The following is a 17,526-nucleotide window of genomic DNA, read 5'->3' on the forward strand; positions in this document are numbered from 1 at the left end:
ATTTTTTTAAATTATTCTTTCTACTAAACATTATATATATATATATATATTGTCAAATATTTTAAATATTTATCCATAAAATAAAATTTGAAAATTTTCAAATAATTTTTAATAAAAAATAGGCTGAAGTAAATTTACTTCAGTCTATTTTTTGGCACGCCAAAGAGGAATTGAACCCCTATCTTAAGCTTCGGACACTTTTGTTTTACCATTAAACTATTGGCGCATGATAGTGATATTGGAAAACTGTATCCTATTTAAAAATCTCAAATCCATAAAGGTATTTCCTAGTCCTGAATCTATATAAATTTGTGAATTTTTATATTTAAATAATCCTTTATCAAATTTTGGAAAATATCCTTCTCCAGGTGCTAGCAAAGCTCCCAAAAATGGAAATCTAACTTGTCCTCCGTGGGTATGACCTGAAAAAATCATATCCATTGTATCGTCTAAATTATCTCTTATGTTTTTAGAAAAATGACTTAATATTATATTTAAATTTTCATCTTTTGTTTTGTAATTTTTTAATGAAAAATTATTATAGCTTACTCCATAAATATAAATATTTTCTTCCCTAATTTTTAAATATTCTCCCTCATTTTTTAAATATTTTATACCAAGCCTTTTGATTTTTTCTATAAATTCATCAAGCATAGGACCTGCTTCTTCGTGATTTCCTGTTATATAATAGGTTTTTATTTCTAATTTTGAAAGCTTTTCTAGAAAGTCTATTGCCCTATTAAATTTCTTTTCTTCTCCATAATCATTTATATCTCCTGTCAAAATTATAAAATCTGGATTAAATTCTAGGATTTTTCCCTTAAAATATTCCATATTTTTTAATTTATTCGAATGAAAATCACTAATTTGTGTTATTTTTATTTTATTTTTTATTTTTTTGCTGTATATATCTTGCTTTACTTCTTTTGCCCACTTGCATTGATAGTAAATGTATGAGAAAAGAAGTAAAATTAGGCAAAATATTATAAAAATTATTATTTTATTCATCTAAATTTTCTATTCTTTCTAGAAAAACTTCTGCAGACATGTCTGAGGCTAACAAGTATCCTCTTCTTGGGGAGAATGATTTTTGTGATAAGGCTGGGCCGTCTACTGAAACTGATCTTTTAAATTGACTTGTAATTAGTCTTTTATAAAATGATTTGAGCCATTTTTTTATGGTTTTTTTGTCATAGTCGTCTTTGAAGGCAACTTTTGCTTTTTCATATATTTCTTCTACTGATGAATTTTCCAAAAATTCAAATGTGAAAAAGTCTATTAATTCATAAGGGCCTATTATATCTTCAGTTTTTTGGCTGATTTTTTCTTCATTTTCATTTTTTAGCTCTGGAGAAATTGGAGTTTTTAATATATCGTCCAAAACTTCTTTTAATTTTTGATTTTTTGTATTTTCTACAAGATAGGAAACAATATATCTTAATTCGGTCTTTGTCAAAGAGGCATTAACTGCATAGGATGACATGTGATCACCGTTGTAGGTTGCAAAGCCTTGGGAAATTTCTGACTTATCTCCAGTTCCTATTACTAGAGCATTTTCCATATTTCCTATATCAAATAAAATTTGAGTTCTTTCCCTTGCTTGAGCATTTTCGTAGGCTATATCTTGAGTTTTTCCATCATGGCCAATATCCTTTAGATGAATATTTACTGCATCTTTTATTACAATTTCATTTAATTTTATTTCAAAAGCTTCTGCAAGCTTAAAGGCATTTGATTTTGTTCTCTTGCTTGTGCCAAATGCTGGCATTGTGTATAAAAGAATATTTTCTTTTGGAAGACTCATTTTTTCGAATGCTTTTACTATAAATAAAAGTGCCATGGTTGAATCAAGTCCGCCACTTAGTCCCAAGACTACTTTTTTACAAGAAATCGCCTCTATTCTTTGAATTAAAGCTCTTGTTACTATATCAAAAGCATCTTCTACATAGATTTTTTTATCATCAAGCAAATAAGGAAATTTATCCCAATATGAAAGACTTGGCTTATTTTTAAAATCAAAAAATTCTTCTATAGTATTTTGACTTATATCAAAATATGAACACAAATCAGCAAATTCATCTCTCTTACTTTCTTTAATTTTTCCATTTTCTCCAATAATATTTAAGCCTTCATATACAAAATCGGTTGAACTTTCTCCAAGTCCTGTACTTGAATAGAGATAAATTGTATCTTTTGATAAAAATTTAATTTTATCTTCTATATCTTTTTTTGATCCTATATATCTAGTTTTTGCTGACGGATTTAAAATTATATCTATGTTATTTTTCGACTTAGAAATTAATGAATCGGGAATATTTTTCTCCTCATTTTCTCCTATGCTTACAGTTATTTTTATATCGTTAATTTCTATATATGATTTATTATAGAGATGAACATATTCATCTTTTATCTTAATAAATTCATCTTCTTCTGGAGTGTCAAAAACATATTTTTCGTGGTCTTTAAAATTATCTTTAAAAAATCCTCCAATAATATCGCCTTCTTTTAATAAAAATACCATATCAATTATTTTTCTTCCCTCTTTTACAGGAAGTCCAACAGAAAACAAAGTATCAATATTTTTTGAAAATTTTTTCAAATCAAATAAAGCATCAAGGCATTCTTCTAAAATATCATCATTCGCAAATCCATCATACAAACTTGCTCCAGTAATACAAAGTTCTGGCAAAAGCAAAATATTTACTAAATCATCATTTGCTTTTTTTATCGTTTCTTTTATTTTTTTCTTGTTGTAAGATATATTTCCAATTTTAATTTTAAAATTTTCTGCTCTTAATTTTAAATTTTTTTTCATATAAACCTCAAATCTTTTTAAACTATAAAATTATTATATAAGATTTACAAAAAAACTGCCACAGTTTCCTGTGACAGTTTTGAATTTATTTTTTTATTTTTGATCTTTAGCTTTTTGAACTTCTTCTCTTCTTTTCTTCATTGATTCAAAAATTCCGTCAACTAAAGCATCCATATCTGGTTCTTTTGCAGATTTTAATGATGAAACTATATTTACTTGTTCTGGTAGAACGTCTATTAATTTCATTTCATTATCTAAGAATTCTTCCATTTTATCTGCAGCTGTTGGAGCCCAAGTACCATTATCCATTAATGATACTGCTCTATTTTGTACGTTAAGTGCTGCCATATCATGGATGAAGTCTTTCATTTTTGGATATATTCCAAGGTTGTATGTTACTGATGCAAGAACGATATTTGAATATTTAAATGCATCTGCAATTAGGTAAGATACATCTGTGCTTGAGACATCTCTTAGAGAAATATTTGTCATTCCTCTTTCAGCAAGTTTTGATGCTAGAGCTTGAGCTGCATATTCTGTATTTCCATACATTGATGCATAAGCTATCAATACACCTTCTTCTTCTGGTTCATAGCTTGACCATTTGTTATATTTATCTAAGATATAACCGAAGTCTTTTCTCCAAACAAGTCCGTGAAGTGGGCAGATATATTTAATATCAAGTCCTGCTGCTTTTTTAAGAACTGCTTGTACAAATGTACCATATTTACCAACTATATTTGTGAAATATCTTCTTCCTTCATCTAGCCAATCTCTATCCCAATTTACTTCATCGGCAAAAAGTCTTCCGTCATTAGATTTAAATGAACCAAAAGCATCTGCTGAGAATAAAACTTTATCTGTTAAATCATAGGTCATTAAAACTTCTGGCCAGTGAACCATTGGAGCTTCTACGAATGTAAATTCGTGTTTACCAAATGAGATTGAATCTCCTTCTTTTACTTCAATGTATCTATCATCTACGTGATAACCGAATTGTCTCATAAATAATATAGCTTTTTCACTTGCTATAATTTTTACGTTTGGATAGTAATGTAACATTAATTCGATTGCAGAACAGTGGTCTGGTTCCATGTGTTGAATTAACATATAATCAAGATCACGATCTCCAAGAACTCTAGATACGTTTAATATATATTCTCTAGTAATAGACCAGTCAACTGAATCTATTAAAACTGTTTTTTCATCCATTAAAAGGTATGAGTTGTATGAAACTCCGTCTATAGGAAAAATATTTTCAAATAGAGCAAGTCTTCTGTCATCTCCACCTACATAAAATAAGTCGTCTGTAACTTTTCTAACTGTATACATATATTCCTCCTACTACTTTCTGTCTTCTGGTACATCCATTTTAATGAATTGATCTTTTGCTTCGCCTGATACTGGTGATACCCAAGAATCTGGTAATTTATCGAATGGTGTTCCTGGTTCAATTCCATTTTCTGGATCTCCAAGTTCAGGATTGTATTCATATCCAGAACCTAAATCTACATAAATTGGATTTGTAGGAGCCATTTTTCTTGGTTTAGATCTTTTTATTTTCTTCATTGGTGGTGCTGGTTTCTTAGCTTCTCCATTGTCTAATTCTTTGATTAGAAGTGGAAGAATTACCATAGCATCTCCAACTATACCATAATCACAGTTGTTGAAAATTGGTGCATTTTTAGAATTGTTAATTGCAACTATTGTTGATGCGTTTTTGATTCCCTTTAAGTGTTGTCCTGCTCCAGATACACCTACACCTATATAAAGATTTCCTTTGAATGTTTGACCACTCATACCAACGTATCTATTGATGTCTACATATTTAAGTGTTTCTGCAACTGGTCTTGATGATGAAATAGATGCTCCAGCTTGATAAGCTAAATCTTCAATCAATTTCATATTTTTCTTTTCGCCTATACCACGGCCTGCTACAACAATTCTTTGAGAATCTGCAATTGGTGTGTAAGGATCAATTCCTACAGTAAAGTCATATCCGTCTTTTTTAAGTGCTGCTACAAGATTTTTAACTGCTTCTTTTGGATCTCCTTCATAGATTTCGCCTTTTCTAACTCCTGCAATAGGGCCAGATTTTTTATTTGATCCAACAGCTTTAACCTTTGGAGCTCTACCTACTGTATTAGCTCCAACAACAACTCTCATAATTTCATTTGTACCTTCATAGATTTGTGTAATCTTAGAATCTCTATAGAATCTTTCAACATCGATACCTTTAATAAATCCAGATCCACCGTACAATTGTAAAGCTTCATTAGTTATCTTTGATGCAAGATCAGATGCAAATTGTTTTGCCATAGCTGCATCTGCTGAATATCTTTCGTGATTTTCTTTTAATTCTGCTGCAGAATAAATCATAAGTCTTGCAGCTTTTAAATTTGTTGCCATGTCAGCAAGTTTAAATGTATTTGCTTGAAGATGAGCAATTGGCATACCAAATTGTTCTCTTTCTTTAGCATAAGCAAGAGCTGATTCATAAGCACCTTGTCCAATACCTAAAGCTTGAGATGCAATACCAATTCTACCACCGTCAAGAGTTGCCATAGCAATCTTAAATCCTTGACCTTCTTTTCCCAAAAGATTTTCTTTAGGAACTTTTACATTATCAAAATGTAATTCAGCAGTACATGAAGATCTAATACCTAATTTGTCATAGTGATCAGAACATGTGAATCCTTCCATTCCTTTTTCAACTATGAATGCTGAAATACCATGAGTTCCAATTCCTGGAGTTGTTACCGCAAATACTACGTATGTATCTGCTTTTGGTGCGTTAGTAATAAAGATTTTTTTACCATTTAAAATATATCTTTTTCCATCCAAATCTAATTCAGCTGTTGTTTCTGTTCCACCTGCATCAGATCCAGCATTTTCTTCTGTAAGACCAAATGCACCAATTTTTTCACCTTTAGCTAATGGTGTTAAATATTTTTTCTTTTGTTCTTCTGTACCAAAAGCATAAATAGGCCATGAACCCAAAGATGTATGTGCAGAACAAATAACTCCAACACCACCATCAACTCTTGATAATTCTTCAACTGTGATCGCATAGCTCATTACGTCTAAACCTTGACCACCGTATTTCTTAGGATAAGGAATTCCTAAAAATCCTAATTCTCCCATTTCCTTTACAATTTCGTCAGGAAATTCGTTGTTTTGATCAAGCTCAAAAGCAATTGGTTTTACTTTTTCTTCAGCAAATTCTCTGACTTTTTTACGTAAAGCTTCATGCTCATCTGTTGTTTTAAAAAGCATATATTCCTCCTAAAAAATATAATATCCATTTTTGTTTTACAATATAATTCTATACTGAAAATGTTTTTTTGTCAACACAATTTATTTTTATAAAGATTAAAAATAATGATAAAATTAAATTGCAATATATGAATATGTAAAACATCTACACTTATTATATATCCTAAAATTCTTTATTTAATCAAATTTTTTAGAATTTTTCCAAATATTTTTTTGTAATAAAAATATATATTTAAAAACTTTGCTTATGAAAAAGTTTTCTAGTGAAAATATTAAAATTTAAATAATGATAGCTTTATTTTTTATTTAATTTTATACTTATTAAGGTATAATAGGTTTTAAGAAAAATAAAACTTTGGAGGTTATATGCAATTTATAAAAAAAGTTTATGACAATATATATTGGGTGGGTGCCAATGATAGGGACTTAAAAAGATTTGAAAATATGTTTACCCTTCCAAATGGCGTAACTTACAATTCATATATTATAAAAGATGAAAAAAATGTTTTGATGGACGGCTCTGATTCTTCTGTAATAAGAACTTATCTTGATAATGTTGAAAAAGCTCTTGACGGAGAAGATTTAGATTATATTATCGTTCAACACATGGAACCTGACCATTGTGGATCAATTGATTTTATTTTGGACAAATATCCAAATTGTAAATTTGTAGGAAATCAAAAAACCATAAAATTTTTCCATCAATTTTATCCAAATGACAAATACAATGAAGATAGATTTTTAGAAATTAAAGATGGCGATGAATTAAATATTGGTAAAAGAAATTTAAAATTTGTTTTTGCTCCAATGGTTCACTGGCCAGAAGTTTTTATGACTTACGAAACAACAGAAGGTTTATTCTTCTCAGCTGATGCTTTTGGTTCATTTGACGTTATTGAAGGACATATTTCTGCAAAACACTATATCAAAAAACAAGCTTGGGTAGATGAAAATAGAAGATATTATATAAATATAGTTGGAAAACAAGGAAAAATGGTTACAAATCTTCTTAAAAAAGTTTCAGATTTTGAAATCAATGCAATCTTGCCTCTTCATGGACCTATTTATGATGACAAAGAATCAATAGAATTTATTTTAGATAAATATGATAAGTGGGCAAATTTTAAACCAGAAGTTAAGGGTGTAAATATAGTATTTTCTTCAATGTATGGAAACACAGAATTAGCAGCTGATATTTTAGCTTCAAAACTTGATGAACTTGGAGTTGAAAATATAAAATTATATGATGTTTCTGACAATGATTTTTCATATATAATTGCTGATAGCCACAAATATTCAAACCAAGTTTTTGTAGCAATGAATTATAATGCAGGTTTATACCATAAGATGGATGCTTTACTTAGAGAATTAGTTGGAACAGGCTACCAAAACAGACACATCTCATTCATTCACAATTATTCATGGGGCGGAAAATCTCTTGAACAAGCAAAAGAAATTCTTGAAAAAGGAAAACACGAATACGTTGGAGAAGATTTCATAATAAATTCTTCAATGAAAGATGACCAAGAAAAAACTCTTGAAAATTTAGCTAAGGCTATTAAAGAAGATTTAGATAAGTAAAAAATATTAAAAAGATGCGAAAATTCTCATCTTTTTTGTACAAAAAAAAGAGCATATTTCTATGCTCTCAGACTGTTGACAAAGTATACAAACCCCTCATGCTAAGAATATCATACGGAAAAAATTGATTTGATTTCAAATTTTAAAATTCGTCAAAAATCGCATTCTAAAATTTAAAGCTATGATTTTTTATTAAATAAATTAAATTCAATTAAATTTTAATTCTTCGTTTTATTCCGAGGGATAAATATTAAAATCGTGCCACTGGCACAATTTTAAGCTATTTATCTGTCATCGCGTTAGCGAGTTTGCGATTTTAGAATTTTAAAATTTAGAAATCAACAATTTTTGGAGTCAGATATTCGTGCTTGAGGGTTTGTCTACGCTCTGAGAGCATACTTCTTTGCTCTTAATTTTTTCAGTCTTTTGGTTTATCTTCTTCTGGGATGTTTTTGTTGTCGTATGGAGATTTGTAGATTGATTCTTTGGCAAATTGTTTTACTGCTTTGCCTGTTTTTAATTCTGAAATTAAGGTTCCAGGTCCTCCTACGCATCCTCCAACGCATGCCATTCCTTCTAATAATAGTCCGTCTTTTCTTCCTAGTTTTGCCATTTGGGCAAGTTTTACGCAGTCGGCAAGTCCTTCTGCCTTTTCTACGTTTACTTCTAAATCAGGATTTATTTCTGCAATTCTTCTTTTTACAGCTTCTGCTACTCCTCCGCTTACTGCATAATTTCTTCCTGTTTCTGATGCATCTTGCCAATCTTCTTCAATTTTTATTTCTGCTGGGTCTATATCTTTTGCCAAGAACATTCCCATTAATTCTTCATAAGTTATTACATAATCAATTGTTTCTGCAACTTCTGGTCTTCTTGCTTCAAGTTTTTTTGAAATGCATGGCCCAATAAATGCCACTTGTGCTTTTTCATCCATTTTTTTGATGTGTTTTCCTGAATAAATCATTGGTGTTGATGATTCTGAAATTTTGTCATTTATTTCTGGGAATTTTTTCTTTACCATCAATTTCCAAGAATAACAGCATGATGTTCCCATAAATGGAATTTTTTCTGGCACGCTTTCTACGTATTCGTGGGCTTCATTTAATGTTGTAAGGTCTGCTCCAAGTCCTACTTCTATTACATCTCTAAAACCTAATTTTCTAATTGCTTCTTTTATTTGAACAGGAGATGCCATTTGACCAAATTGTCTTACAAATGATGGTGCAACAATTGCGTAAACGTGTTTATCTGTATTTAATGCTTTTGCCAATTGGTAAATTTCTGTTTTATCTGAAATTGCTCCAAATGGACAAGATGTTATACATCTTCCACAAGCTACACATTTGTCATCGTCAATTTCTGCCCTTCCTAATTTATCACTTTTTATCGCCTTAACTCCACAAGATTCTGCGCATGGTCTTTTTGTATGAGCAATGGCATTGTATGGACAAGCTTCTACGCATTTTCCACATTTTATACATTTATCTTGGTCGATTATTGAACCTTTTGATGTGTAGGTGATAGCATTTTTGGGACAAACATTTACGCATGGATGGGCAATACATGCTCTACAAGTATTTGTAACTTCAACCCTATTTTCAGGACATGCTTCGCAAGCTATTTTTATTACTGAGACGAGTGGTGGTTCATATTTTTTTATATCAAAATCTTCGTCATCCAAACCATCAGTAATAGCCCCAGTATTATCGGCTGTTCTTGCGTGAAGACCAACTCCCATTCTTAGTCTTTCGCCCATTACTGCTCTTTCTCTAAAAATATTTTCCCTATAAGATGCTTCTTCTCCTGGAAGTATATCAAATACTTCTGTAGCTATGTCATATATTGGCCTATTTTCAAAAGCAATTTTTGCTATATGTTCAAAGGCCATTCTTCTAATATTTAATATGTTTATGTATGTTTCTTTCATTATTTATTCTTTCCTTAAATATTTTATTTAAAATTTTCTTCAAAAGCCTTATCTAATATGTACTCCATGATAACTTGTGTTTTTGCATTTGTAAAAATTTTTCCATCAACAATTACCACTGGGGAATTTTTTTTATTTTTTTTGCAAACATCATTGCAAGTTACCATTTCTATTTCAAGTTCAATTTCTTGTACATCTAAATCGCCCTTATATATTCTGTCGTTAAATTCTTCTACAAAATCTGATAACCTATTATAAATTATGTCAGATCCTAGCATAGTACATCTTGCGCCTGCACAAACTTGTATTTTCATATCTACTCCTTAAAATTTTAATAATTACTCATAATAATTATATCAAATAAAATTAAAAAATAAAATTACAAAGCTGGAATTGAAATTATAAATTTACTACCATATCCATATTTGCTTTCTACTTTTATATCGTAATTTAAATAATCACAAATATGTTTTACGATTGATAAGCCAAGTCCTGTTGATTTTAATGTTCTCGTTCTTTGTTTGTCAGCTACATAAAATCTTTCAAAAATTCTTGGCAAATCTTCTTTTTTTATGCCAATTCCCCTATCTTCAATTATTAATTTTATATTTTTTTTATTTTTTTCACATTTTATTGTAATTTGTCCGTTTGTTTTGTTGTACTTTATTGCATTTTCATAAATATTTGTAACTAAGTCTGTAAAAAGTGATTCGTGAGTTTTTATATTTATATCACAAACTTTGTTTTCGACTTTTATATTTTTCATTTCAGAAATCCTTTTAAATCTATTTATACTTTGATCGACGACATTTTTTATATTTACTATGGTTTTTCCTTCTTGTAAATTTTCTTCATCAAGTTTTGAAAGTTTTAATATATCGTCAATAATATTTAAAAGTCTTTTTCCTTCTTCATTTATAATTTGTCCAAATTTTTTTATATCATCATCTTTTGCAAGACCTGTGGCTATTAGCTCTGCATAACCATTTATACTTGTAAGAGGAGATTTTAATTCATGGCTTACATTTGAGCTAAATTCTCTTCGCATTGCTTCTGCTTTTTTGTTTTTTGAATTGTCAATTACAATTACAATATAAGAAACAATATATTCATCTATTACAGGATCCAAAAATATTTTTACTGAAATTTCATCAAGATCCAAGTCTAAATTTTTTCCTTTTTTAGAAGTCTTGTTTGTCTTAGGGCAAGTTTAAAGTCTTCATTGTCAATTAAATTATCTAGTATATTTTCTCTGTTGATATTTAATAAATTTTTTGCAGCATCGTTAATTATTACAATATTTCCATCTTTGTCGAAATATATAAAGCCTTCTTCCATATTTGATGTTATTTTTTCAATATTGGCTATTCTTGTTTTTAATTTTAAATTTTCATCTTCAATTTTTCTTTTTTCATTTATTAATTTGTCCAAATATTTTTTGGGATTGTCTTTTAAATCTTCAAAATCTTTTTTATCATTTATTTTTTCTTTGAATTGATTTATAAGTTTTTCGTATAGGGAATTTGTGAAAAATTTATTTATTATTAAAGCAATAATTATTGCAAATATTAACATATAAATTCTTTTAAAAAGATAAAAAAGAAAAGAAGTATTATAAAATTCTATGGCAAATATTTTGTCATGAGATTTTTTCGCAAAAATTTTTCTTTCATAGCCTAGGTAATTTTTTTTGGATTTTTTTACTATATCAATATCTTCAAACTCATAATTTTTTATTATATTTTTATCTATCCCAGTATTATAGATGACTTTTTCTTTTTCATCTTTTATTAGCAAATCATATTTGTAGGATTTTTTAAAATTTTCAACTTTATTTTCATCAATTTCTCCAAAAGCAAAAAAGCTCAAGGAATTTTCTACAAATTCATCTTGAGCTTTTGTTTGTCTTTGGTATGAAAATAAAGAGAAAATTATAAAAATAACAATAATTAATGAACTTGTTATAATATTAATATTTTTCTCAATTATTTTTTTCATATTTCTCCAAGTTTATATCCTAAATTTCTTACAGTTTTTATGTGAAGACCTGCAGATTTTAATTTATTTCTAAGACTTGCTATGTGAACGTCAACTGTTCTTGTTTCGCCCTCATAATCATAGCCCCAAATTTTTAGTAGAAAATCTTCTCTTGTTATAACATTACCAATATTTGATAAAAATAACAAGAGCATTTCAAATTCCTTATAGGTTAAGTCGATTTTTTCTCCATCAATTTTTGCTGTTCTTTTTTTGATATTTACTCTTATGTTTTTATAAGATAAATGCTCGCTATCTTTCTTTTCGCTTCTTCTTAAAACAGCCTTAATTCTTGAAATTAATTCTAAAATAGAAAATGGTTTGGTAATATAATCATCCGCTCCGCTTTCAAGTCCCAAAACTTTATCATATTCATCATTTTTTGCTGTAAGCATTATTATAGGAATATCTGAAAATTCTCTAACTTCTTTCAAAATTTCTATTCCGTCTTTTTCTGGCAACATTATATCCAAAATTAACAAATCTACATTTTCATTTTTCAAAGATTCTACAACATTCAGACCATCTTCAAAGCCTCTAACTTGATAATTTTTTTCTTTTAAAGCATATAAAACTAAATTTCTTATTGCCTTGTCATCTTCTACAACATAAATCATAATCTTGTTGAATAATCAGCTATTTTTGCTAGCCTATCTCCTACTCTTTCAAAATATTTATAGAAAAGTACTTTTTCAGACAATTCCATAGGTGTTATTTGGTCTGTTTTTGTAAGTTTTACTAGATAATGAAGGCAATTTTCAAATAATTTATTATTAATTTGGTCATCTTCTATTGTTCTTAGGGCAAGCTCATTATCATTGTCTTCGAAACTTTGAATGCTATTAATATTCATATCTTTTTGATTTTTTATAAATTCTTTTACAAATTCTCTTTCTTCATCTCTTAATGGAAATTCTAAAATAATTGCAGCAGCTTGTGCCAAATGATTTGAAATTCTTTTGTAGGTTGATGCAAGTTTAATAGACATTTGTAAAAATCTCAAATCTCTTGCAACTGGTTGTTGCAAAGCCAAAAGATCATAGCAAAATCTTTCTATATCTGCGCCATATTGTCTAATATCATGATCAAGGTCAATTATTTCTTCGAGATTATTTTTTTGATTATTTTCAACATATAAAATAAATCTATCGTATGACACCTCGATTAGCTCCGAAATATTTTTTTCCATTTCCCTAATATTATTTAAATCTTCAATATATCTTGTTCTCATATCAACCGAACCTTCCTGTTATATAATCTTCAGTTCTTTTATCTTTTGGATCATTAAATATTTTTTTTGTTTGATCCATTTCAATAACTTCTCCAGTCAAGAAAAATGCCGTTTTATCAGAAATTCTTGCTGCTTGTTGCATATTATGAGTAACTATTACTATAGTATATTTACCCCTTAAATCTTCTAATAATTCTTCAATTGATGCAGTAGAAATTGGATCAAGGGCACTTGTTGGCTCGTCCATCAAAATTATTTCTGGATTTACAGAAAGAGTTCTTGCTATACAAATTCTTTGTTGTTGTCCACCAGAAAATGATAGAGCATTTCTGTCTAATTTATCTTTTACTTCATCCCAAACACTTGCAGCTTTCAAAGATTTTTCTACAATTGCATCAAGCTCATCCTTATCTTTTATTCCATCAATTCTTGGCCCGTAGGTTATATTGTCATAAACTGATTTTGAAAAAGGATTTGGTGTTTGAAAAACCATTCCTACATTTCTTCTAAGACTAACTACATCAACATCTTTTTTATTTATATCTTTTCCATCAATTTCAATTAAACCTTCGATTTTGCAATCATCAATTAAATCATTCATCCTATTAAAACATTTTAAAGTTGTAGATTTTCCACAACCACTTGGTCCAATAAAAGCTGTAATTTCATTTTCTTTTATTTCCATATTTATTTTTTTTAGAGCTTGAAAATCTCCATAATATAAATCTAAATCTTTTACATTTATTATGGTTTTATTATTAGCTGAATTTTCTGATTCTTTATTTCCAAAAAATGTTTCTATCCTTCTTTTATCATTAGATAAATGTTTATTTTTATCTTTTGTTTTTTCCATTATTCTCTCCTTATTTTACTATAGCCTTAGAAATTTTTGCTGATACAAAATTTAATAGTATTACAAAAACTAAAAGTAATACTGCCGTTGCATAGGCTTCTTTTACGTGGAAACCTTCTGTCGATAGGACATACATATGAACTGCCATTGTTCTTGCAGAATCTAATATTGATGTAGGTGTCTTTGCTACTGTTCCCATTGTGTAAATCAATGCAGCAGATTCACCAACTATTCTTCCTGTTGATAAAAATATTCCTCCCAAAATTCCATTAATTGCTTCTGGTATTACTATTTTAAAAATTGTTTGAATTTTTGTAGCTCCGAGAGCAAGTGATGCGTGAGCTTGGAGAGGATTTACATTTAAAATCGCCTCTTCTGTTGTTCTAATTATAGTTGGAAGAATCATAATTGAAACTGTCAAGCAACCAGCGATTAAGGAATATCCCAAATGAAGGGCATCAACAAAAAATAAATATCCAAACAAACCATAAACGATTGATGGGATTGATGATAAAATTTCTGTAGCAAATCTTACAGATTTAATTATAAATTTATTTTTTGCATATTGGGACAAATAAATTGCAGTAAAAATTCCTATTGGCAAAGTTACAAGTAGACTTATCAAAATTGATAAAAATGTTGTAACAAGAGCTGGAATTATTGAAACATTTTGGGATGAATATTTAAATTCAAAAAGTGACGGCGAAATATTTGGAATTCCATTTAATAAAATATATGCAATAACAATTCCACCTGCAGCAAATCCCAAAAGTGATAAGATATAAATTATTATTTTAAAAGATTTTTTCATCTTCTACCTCTACATTCTTGATTGATCTTTATTTCTTATAAAATTAAATATTATATTTATCAAAAGAATAAATACAAATAAAACCATGCCTGTGGCAATGAGGGACTCTCTGTGAAGACCAGATGCATAGCCCATTTCCAAAACTATATTTGTTGTAAGAGTTCTTACTCCATCAAAAAGACTATCAGGCATTCTTGGTTGATTCCCAATTACCAAATACACTGCCATAGTTTCTCCGATTGATCTTCCAATAGCAAGAATTATTGAAGAATAAATTCCGCTTTTTGCATAAGGCACCATGACTTTTCTAATTGTTTCTTCTTTTGTAGCACCGAGAGCAAGAGAGCCTGTATAAAAAACTTCTGGAACTTGCTCTAAGGAATTTTTTGAAATATTTACCATGGTTGGAAGGATCATAATTGCTAATAAAATTGATGCGGTTAGCATATTCATTCCACCAGTTTTAAAAGTTTTTGAAATAAATGGAACCAAAACCATCATAGCAAAAAATCCATAAATAATTGAAGGAATTGCTGCCATCAAATTAATAAGTCCGTTCAAAAAATTGTAAGATTTTTTTGAATAATAAGCCATAAAAATTGATACAGCAAGTCCAAATGGAATTGCAATTATTGCTGATAAAACTGTTACAATAATTGAGCCGACAATCATTGGCCCTATTCCAAAAAATGCTGGTTTTGCGGTTGGCGCCCATTTATTTCCTGTAATAAATTTTATAAGTCCATATTTATTAACAAAATCTATCCCTGACCTAAAAATAAAAAAAGTAATAAGAATTATTAATAAAATAGACATAATAGCAGAAATTAAAAATACAATTTCTCCAAATTTTTCCTTAAATGATTTCATTTATTTTAACTCTCCTGTATTTTTTATCTCTCCCCTATAAATATCTCTCAATTGTTCCATTGTCAAATCATTAATTTGAGTGTTATCTTTATTTACAATTATTGCTATGCCATCAATGGCAAAAATTTCTGAAAAAAGATTTTCATCTTGTAATTTATTTGAAACCATAGCAATATCTACAACATTATCTTTTACATTTTTTAAACCTGTCAAAGATTCGTTGGATAAGACTTCTACTTCAACATTTTTATTTAATTTTTCATAATTTTCAGCAAGTTTTTCTACAATTGAACTTAGTGATGATGAACCTGTAATTGTTAATTTGCCTTTGAGATTTTTTGATTTATATTCTTTTTCATTTGTAATAGCAAGAAGTCCTTCATCTTCAATTAATTTTTTTGCACTTTTGCTTTTAACATATTCCAAAAAATCTTTGGATAAGTCTTTGGCTGAATCTTTTTTGTAGGCAAGTCCAAATGGTCTTTGCAACTTATATTCGCCACTTTCAATTGTATTTTTATTTGGACTTACTCCATCAATTTTAATAGCTTTAACTGAATCATCCAAAGCAGTTAAAGATACATAAGCTATTGCAGTTTTATCAACTCCAACGGCTTTCAAAACTCCGCTTGTCGAATTTATAACCATAGAATTATCTGTTGTCAAATCTTTATAATTTCCATTTTTATCTTCTTTTATCAAACCAACTTGTTCGATAAAACTTTTTCTCGTTCCTGAACCATCTTCCCTACTTGTAACAGTAAGGTCGAAATTTTTGCTCTTATTTACATTTGTTTTTTTACCAGTGCATGATGTAAGTAAAAGCAAAGTAGAAATAAGCAACAATATTTTTTTTGCCATAAAAACTCCTTCTCATTTTCTTTACATAATAATATTAAATCCTTGTATTGATTTGATAAATCTTATGTAAAATCTATGTAAAGTTTATAAAAAAATTCAAAAAAATAAGCTCATAGGAATTTTACCTAAGAGCCTATTTGAAATTTTTATTTATTTATATTAGAGGTATTTTTAAGTTTGCCAGAAAAAATTTCTTTTAACTCATCTTTTGTTAAATCATTTATTTTAGAATCTTCTTTGTTAACAATTACTGCAATTCCATCTTTTGCCAAAACTTCTACTTGAAGTTTATCTTTTTCATCATCTTTTAATTCTCTTGATGCCATAGCAATTTGACTTACATCAGAAATTGTTGATTCAATTCCTGAAGATGATCCTGTTGATTGAATTTCTATATTTGCATCTGGATTTACATCTTTATATTTTTCTACAAGTTTTTCCATAAGAGGAGTAACAGATGTAGAACCTGCAATTGTTAAATCTCCTTTGATTTTTTTGCCCTTGTAATCTTTTGCTTCAACTTTTATATATCCTTCTTTTTCAACAATATCTTGAGCGTCTTTGCTCAAAACAAATGCCAAGAAGTCTTTTGCCAAATCGTCAAGTTTATCTTCTTTGAAAGCAAGATTAAATGGTCTTTGTAAAGTATAAGCTCCAGATTCAATATTTTCTTCTGTTGCTTCTGCTCCATCAACTTTTACTTTTTTTACATTATCATTTACACTTCCCAAAGAAACATAACCAATTGCAGATGGATCTTGAGATACAGTTTGCATAACTCCATTTGTAGAATTTTGAACTACAGCCTCATCAGTTGTTAAATCTTTTTTCTCTCCATCTTTTTCTTCTTCAAGACCAACAAGTTCAATAAAAGCTCCCCTTGTTCCTGAACCATCTTCTCTTGATACAACACTTATATCAAAATCTTCTTCATTAGCTTTAGTATTTTCGCCTTCTTTTTTCTCACTTGCAGTACTTGCATTTTCAGTTGGATTTGATCCGTTTGATCCATCATTAGAATTATCCTTATTTCCACAAGCTGATAAAATCATTGATAAGGAAAGTGCCGCAACTATAATTTTTGAATTTTTAATTTTCATTATTTTCTCCTTTAATATTTGTAACTTCATTATGAATAATAAATCCTTTTTGTTTTGAAATGATTAGGCAAATGTAAAATTTATGTTAATTATTTTAAAATCTTGTAATTAATATAAAAAACTATATAATCTAATAGTAAAAATAGAAAAAGAATTAGGAGAGA

General features: G+C 28.7%; 16 protein-coding genes and 1 tRNA gene. 1 reads left to right on the forward strand and 16 read right to left on the reverse strand.

Annotated elements, in window-relative coordinates; translation table 11 throughout:
* Positions 1-152 precede the first annotated feature (152 nt).
* The 5 genes from HGAG_RS04370 to HGAG_RS11295 all read right to left on the reverse strand — a co-directional run bounded on the left by HGAG_RS04370 (position 153) and on the right by HGAG_RS11295 (position 6,091).
* Positions 153-226, reverse strand: a tRNA-Arg gene (locus tag HGAG_RS04370).
* Complete coding sequence (locus HGAG_RS11110) at positions 217-1,008, reverse strand: metallophosphoesterase (RefSeq protein ID WP_026074049.1); 792 nt, start codon at positions 1,006-1,008, stop codon at positions 217-219. The genes HGAG_RS04370 and HGAG_RS11110 overlap by 10 nt, the downstream gene beginning before the upstream one ends.
* Positions 1,001-2,815 carry an NAD(+) synthase gene (nadE, locus tag HGAG_RS04380; RefSeq protein ID WP_019118083.1) on the reverse strand — a complete coding sequence of 605 codons (1,815 nt, stop codon included), beginning with the start codon at positions 2,813-2,815 and terminating at the stop codon, positions 1,001-1,003. The genes HGAG_RS11110 and nadE overlap by 8 nt, the downstream gene beginning before the upstream one ends.
* Positions 2,816-2,908: 93 nt before the next feature.
* The gene (locus HGAG_RS04385) at positions 2,909-4,147 is read right to left on the reverse strand and encodes an FprA family A-type flavoprotein (protein WP_004838286.1); all 1,239 of its coding nucleotides are present in this window, start codon (positions 4,145-4,147) and stop codon (positions 2,909-2,911) included.
* Positions 4,148-4,159: 12 nt separating this feature from the next.
* On the reverse strand, positions 4,160-6,091 hold the full coding sequence (locus HGAG_RS11295) for an acyl-CoA dehydrogenase family protein (protein ID WP_004838285.1): 1,932 nt from the start codon (positions 6,089-6,091) through the stop codon (positions 4,160-4,162).
* Between the two features lie 366 nt (positions 6,092-6,457).
* Between HGAG_RS11295 and HGAG_RS04395 the strand changes: the two genes are divergently transcribed.
* The gene (locus tag HGAG_RS04395) at positions 6,458-7,672 is read left to right on the forward strand and encodes an FprA family A-type flavoprotein (RefSeq protein WP_019118084.1); all 1,215 of its coding nucleotides are present in this window, start codon (positions 6,458-6,460) and stop codon (positions 7,670-7,672) included.
* A 418-nt stretch (positions 7,673-8,090) separates the two neighbouring features.
* On the opposite strand, the gene HGAG_RS04400 is transcribed toward HGAG_RS04395, so the two are convergent.
* The 11 genes from HGAG_RS04400 to HGAG_RS04445 all read right to left on the reverse strand — a co-directional run bounded on the left by HGAG_RS04400 (position 8,091) and on the right by HGAG_RS04445 (position 17,362).
* On the reverse strand, positions 8,091-9,599 hold the full coding sequence (locus HGAG_RS04400) for a 4Fe-4S dicluster domain-containing protein (protein WP_019118085.1): 1,509 nt from the start codon (positions 9,597-9,599) through the stop codon (positions 8,091-8,093).
* A gap of 23 nt (positions 9,600-9,622) precedes the next feature.
* Positions 9,623-9,913 carry a (2Fe-2S) ferredoxin domain-containing protein gene (locus HGAG_RS04405; protein ID WP_004838280.1) on the reverse strand — a complete coding sequence of 97 codons (291 nt, stop codon included), beginning with the start codon at positions 9,911-9,913 and terminating at the stop codon, positions 9,623-9,625.
* Between the two features lie 65 nt (positions 9,914-9,978).
* Positions 9,979-10,761 (reverse strand): sensor histidine kinase, encoded by a 783-nt coding sequence (locus HGAG_RS12005; protein ID WP_244263817.1) that lies wholly within the window; start codon positions 10,759-10,761, stop codon positions 9,979-9,981.
* Positions 10,762-10,763: 2 nt separating this feature from the next.
* On the reverse strand, positions 10,764-11,597 hold the full coding sequence (locus HGAG_RS12010) for a PAS domain-containing protein (RefSeq protein WP_244263818.1): 834 nt from the start codon (positions 11,595-11,597) through the stop codon (positions 10,764-10,766).
* Positions 11,594-12,253, reverse strand: a complete 660-nt coding sequence (locus HGAG_RS04415; protein ID WP_019118086.1) for a response regulator transcription factor — start codon at positions 12,251-12,253, stop codon at positions 11,594-11,596. The genes HGAG_RS12010 and HGAG_RS04415 overlap by 4 nt, the downstream gene beginning before the upstream one ends.
* Positions 12,250-12,867 (reverse strand): phosphate signaling complex PhoU family protein, encoded by a 618-nt coding sequence (locus HGAG_RS04420; protein ID WP_019118087.1) that lies wholly within the window; start codon positions 12,865-12,867, stop codon positions 12,250-12,252. The genes HGAG_RS04415 and HGAG_RS04420 overlap by 4 nt, the downstream gene beginning before the upstream one ends.
* Position 12,868: 1 nt before the next feature.
* Positions 12,869-13,720 (reverse strand): phosphate ABC transporter ATP-binding protein PstB, encoded by an 852-nt coding sequence (pstB, locus tag HGAG_RS04425; RefSeq protein ID WP_019118088.1) that lies wholly within the window; start codon positions 13,718-13,720, stop codon positions 12,869-12,871.
* Between the two features lie 10 nt (positions 13,721-13,730).
* Positions 13,731-14,531: a phosphate ABC transporter permease PstA gene (pstA, locus tag HGAG_RS04430; RefSeq protein ID WP_019118089.1), complete on the reverse strand. Its 801-nt coding sequence runs from the start codon at positions 14,529-14,531 to the stop codon at positions 13,731-13,733.
* A 9-nt stretch (positions 14,532-14,540) separates the two neighbouring features.
* Positions 14,541-15,401, reverse strand: a complete 861-nt coding sequence (pstC, locus tag HGAG_RS04435) for a phosphate ABC transporter permease subunit PstC (protein WP_019118090.1) — start codon at positions 15,399-15,401, stop codon at positions 14,541-14,543.
* Positions 15,402-16,262: a substrate-binding domain-containing protein gene (locus HGAG_RS04440; RefSeq protein ID WP_019118091.1), complete on the reverse strand. Its 861-nt coding sequence runs from the start codon at positions 16,260-16,262 to the stop codon at positions 15,402-15,404.
* Between the two features lie 146 nt (positions 16,263-16,408).
* Positions 16,409-17,362, reverse strand: coding sequence for a substrate-binding domain-containing protein (locus HGAG_RS04445; RefSeq protein ID WP_019118092.1), 954 nt, complete (start codon positions 17,360-17,362; stop codon positions 16,409-16,411).
* Positions 17,363-17,526 lie beyond the last annotated feature (164 nt).

It is taken from the genome of Anaerococcus obesiensis ph10, from assembly GCF_000311745.1.
GTDB classification, from domain to species: Bacteria; Bacillota; Clostridia; order Tissierellales; family Peptoniphilaceae; genus Anaerococcus; species Anaerococcus vaginalis.

What these genes read in the sequence shown, in the direction of transcription:
- HGAG_RS04400 (WP_019118085.1), bottom strand. Translation starts at nt 9,599, where the DNA reads ATGAAAGAAACATACATAAACATATTAAATATTAGAAGAATGGCCTTT.
- pstB (WP_019118088.1), bottom strand. Translation starts at nt 13,720, where the DNA reads ATGGAAAAAACAAAAGATAAAAATAAACATTTATCTAATGATAAAAGA.
- pstA (WP_019118089.1), bottom strand. Translation starts at nt 14,531, where the DNA reads ATGAAAAAATCTTTTAAAATAATAATTTATATCTTATCACTTTTGGGA.
- HGAG_RS04420 (WP_019118087.1), bottom strand. Translation starts at nt 12,867, where the DNA reads ATGAGAACAAGATATATTGAAGATTTAAATAATATTAGGGAAATGGAA.
- HGAG_RS11295 (WP_004838285.1), bottom strand. Translation starts at nt 6,091, where the DNA reads ATGCTTTTTAAAACAACAGATGAGCATGAAGCTTTACGTAAAAAAGTC.
- HGAG_RS11110 (WP_026074049.1), bottom strand. Translation starts at nt 1,008, where the DNA reads ATGAATAAAATAATAATTTTTATAATATTTTGCCTAATTTTACTTCTT.
- HGAG_RS04405 (WP_004838280.1), bottom strand. Translation starts at nt 9,913, where the DNA reads ATGAAAATACAAGTTTGTGCAGGCGCAAGATGTACTATGCTAGGATCT.
- HGAG_RS04445 (WP_019118092.1), bottom strand. Translation starts at nt 17,362, where the DNA reads ATGAAAATTAAAAATTCAAAAATTATAGTTGCGGCACTTTCCTTATCA.
- pstC (WP_019118090.1), bottom strand. Translation starts at nt 15,401, where the DNA reads ATGAAATCATTTAAGGAAAAATTTGGAGAAATTGTATTTTTAATTTCT.
- HGAG_RS04395 (WP_019118084.1), top strand. Translation starts at nt 6,458, where the DNA reads ATGCAATTTATAAAAAAAGTTTATGACAATATATATTGGGTGGGTGCC.
- HGAG_RS04415 (WP_019118086.1), bottom strand. Translation starts at nt 12,253, where the DNA reads ATGATTTATGTTGTAGAAGATGACAAGGCAATAAGAAATTTAGTTTTA.
- HGAG_RS12010 (WP_244263818.1), bottom strand. Translation starts at nt 11,597, where the DNA reads ATGAAAAAAATAATTGAGAAAAATATTAATATTATAACAAGTTCATTA.
- HGAG_RS04440 (WP_019118091.1), bottom strand. Translation starts at nt 16,262, where the DNA reads ATGGCAAAAAAAATATTGTTGCTTATTTCTACTTTGCTTTTACTTACA.
- HGAG_RS04385 (WP_004838286.1), bottom strand. Translation starts at nt 4,147, where the DNA reads ATGTATACAGTTAGAAAAGTTACAGACGACTTATTTTATGTAGGTGGA.
- nadE (WP_019118083.1), bottom strand. Translation starts at nt 2,815, where the DNA reads ATGAAAAAAAATTTAAAATTAAGAGCAGAAAATTTTAAAATTAAAATT.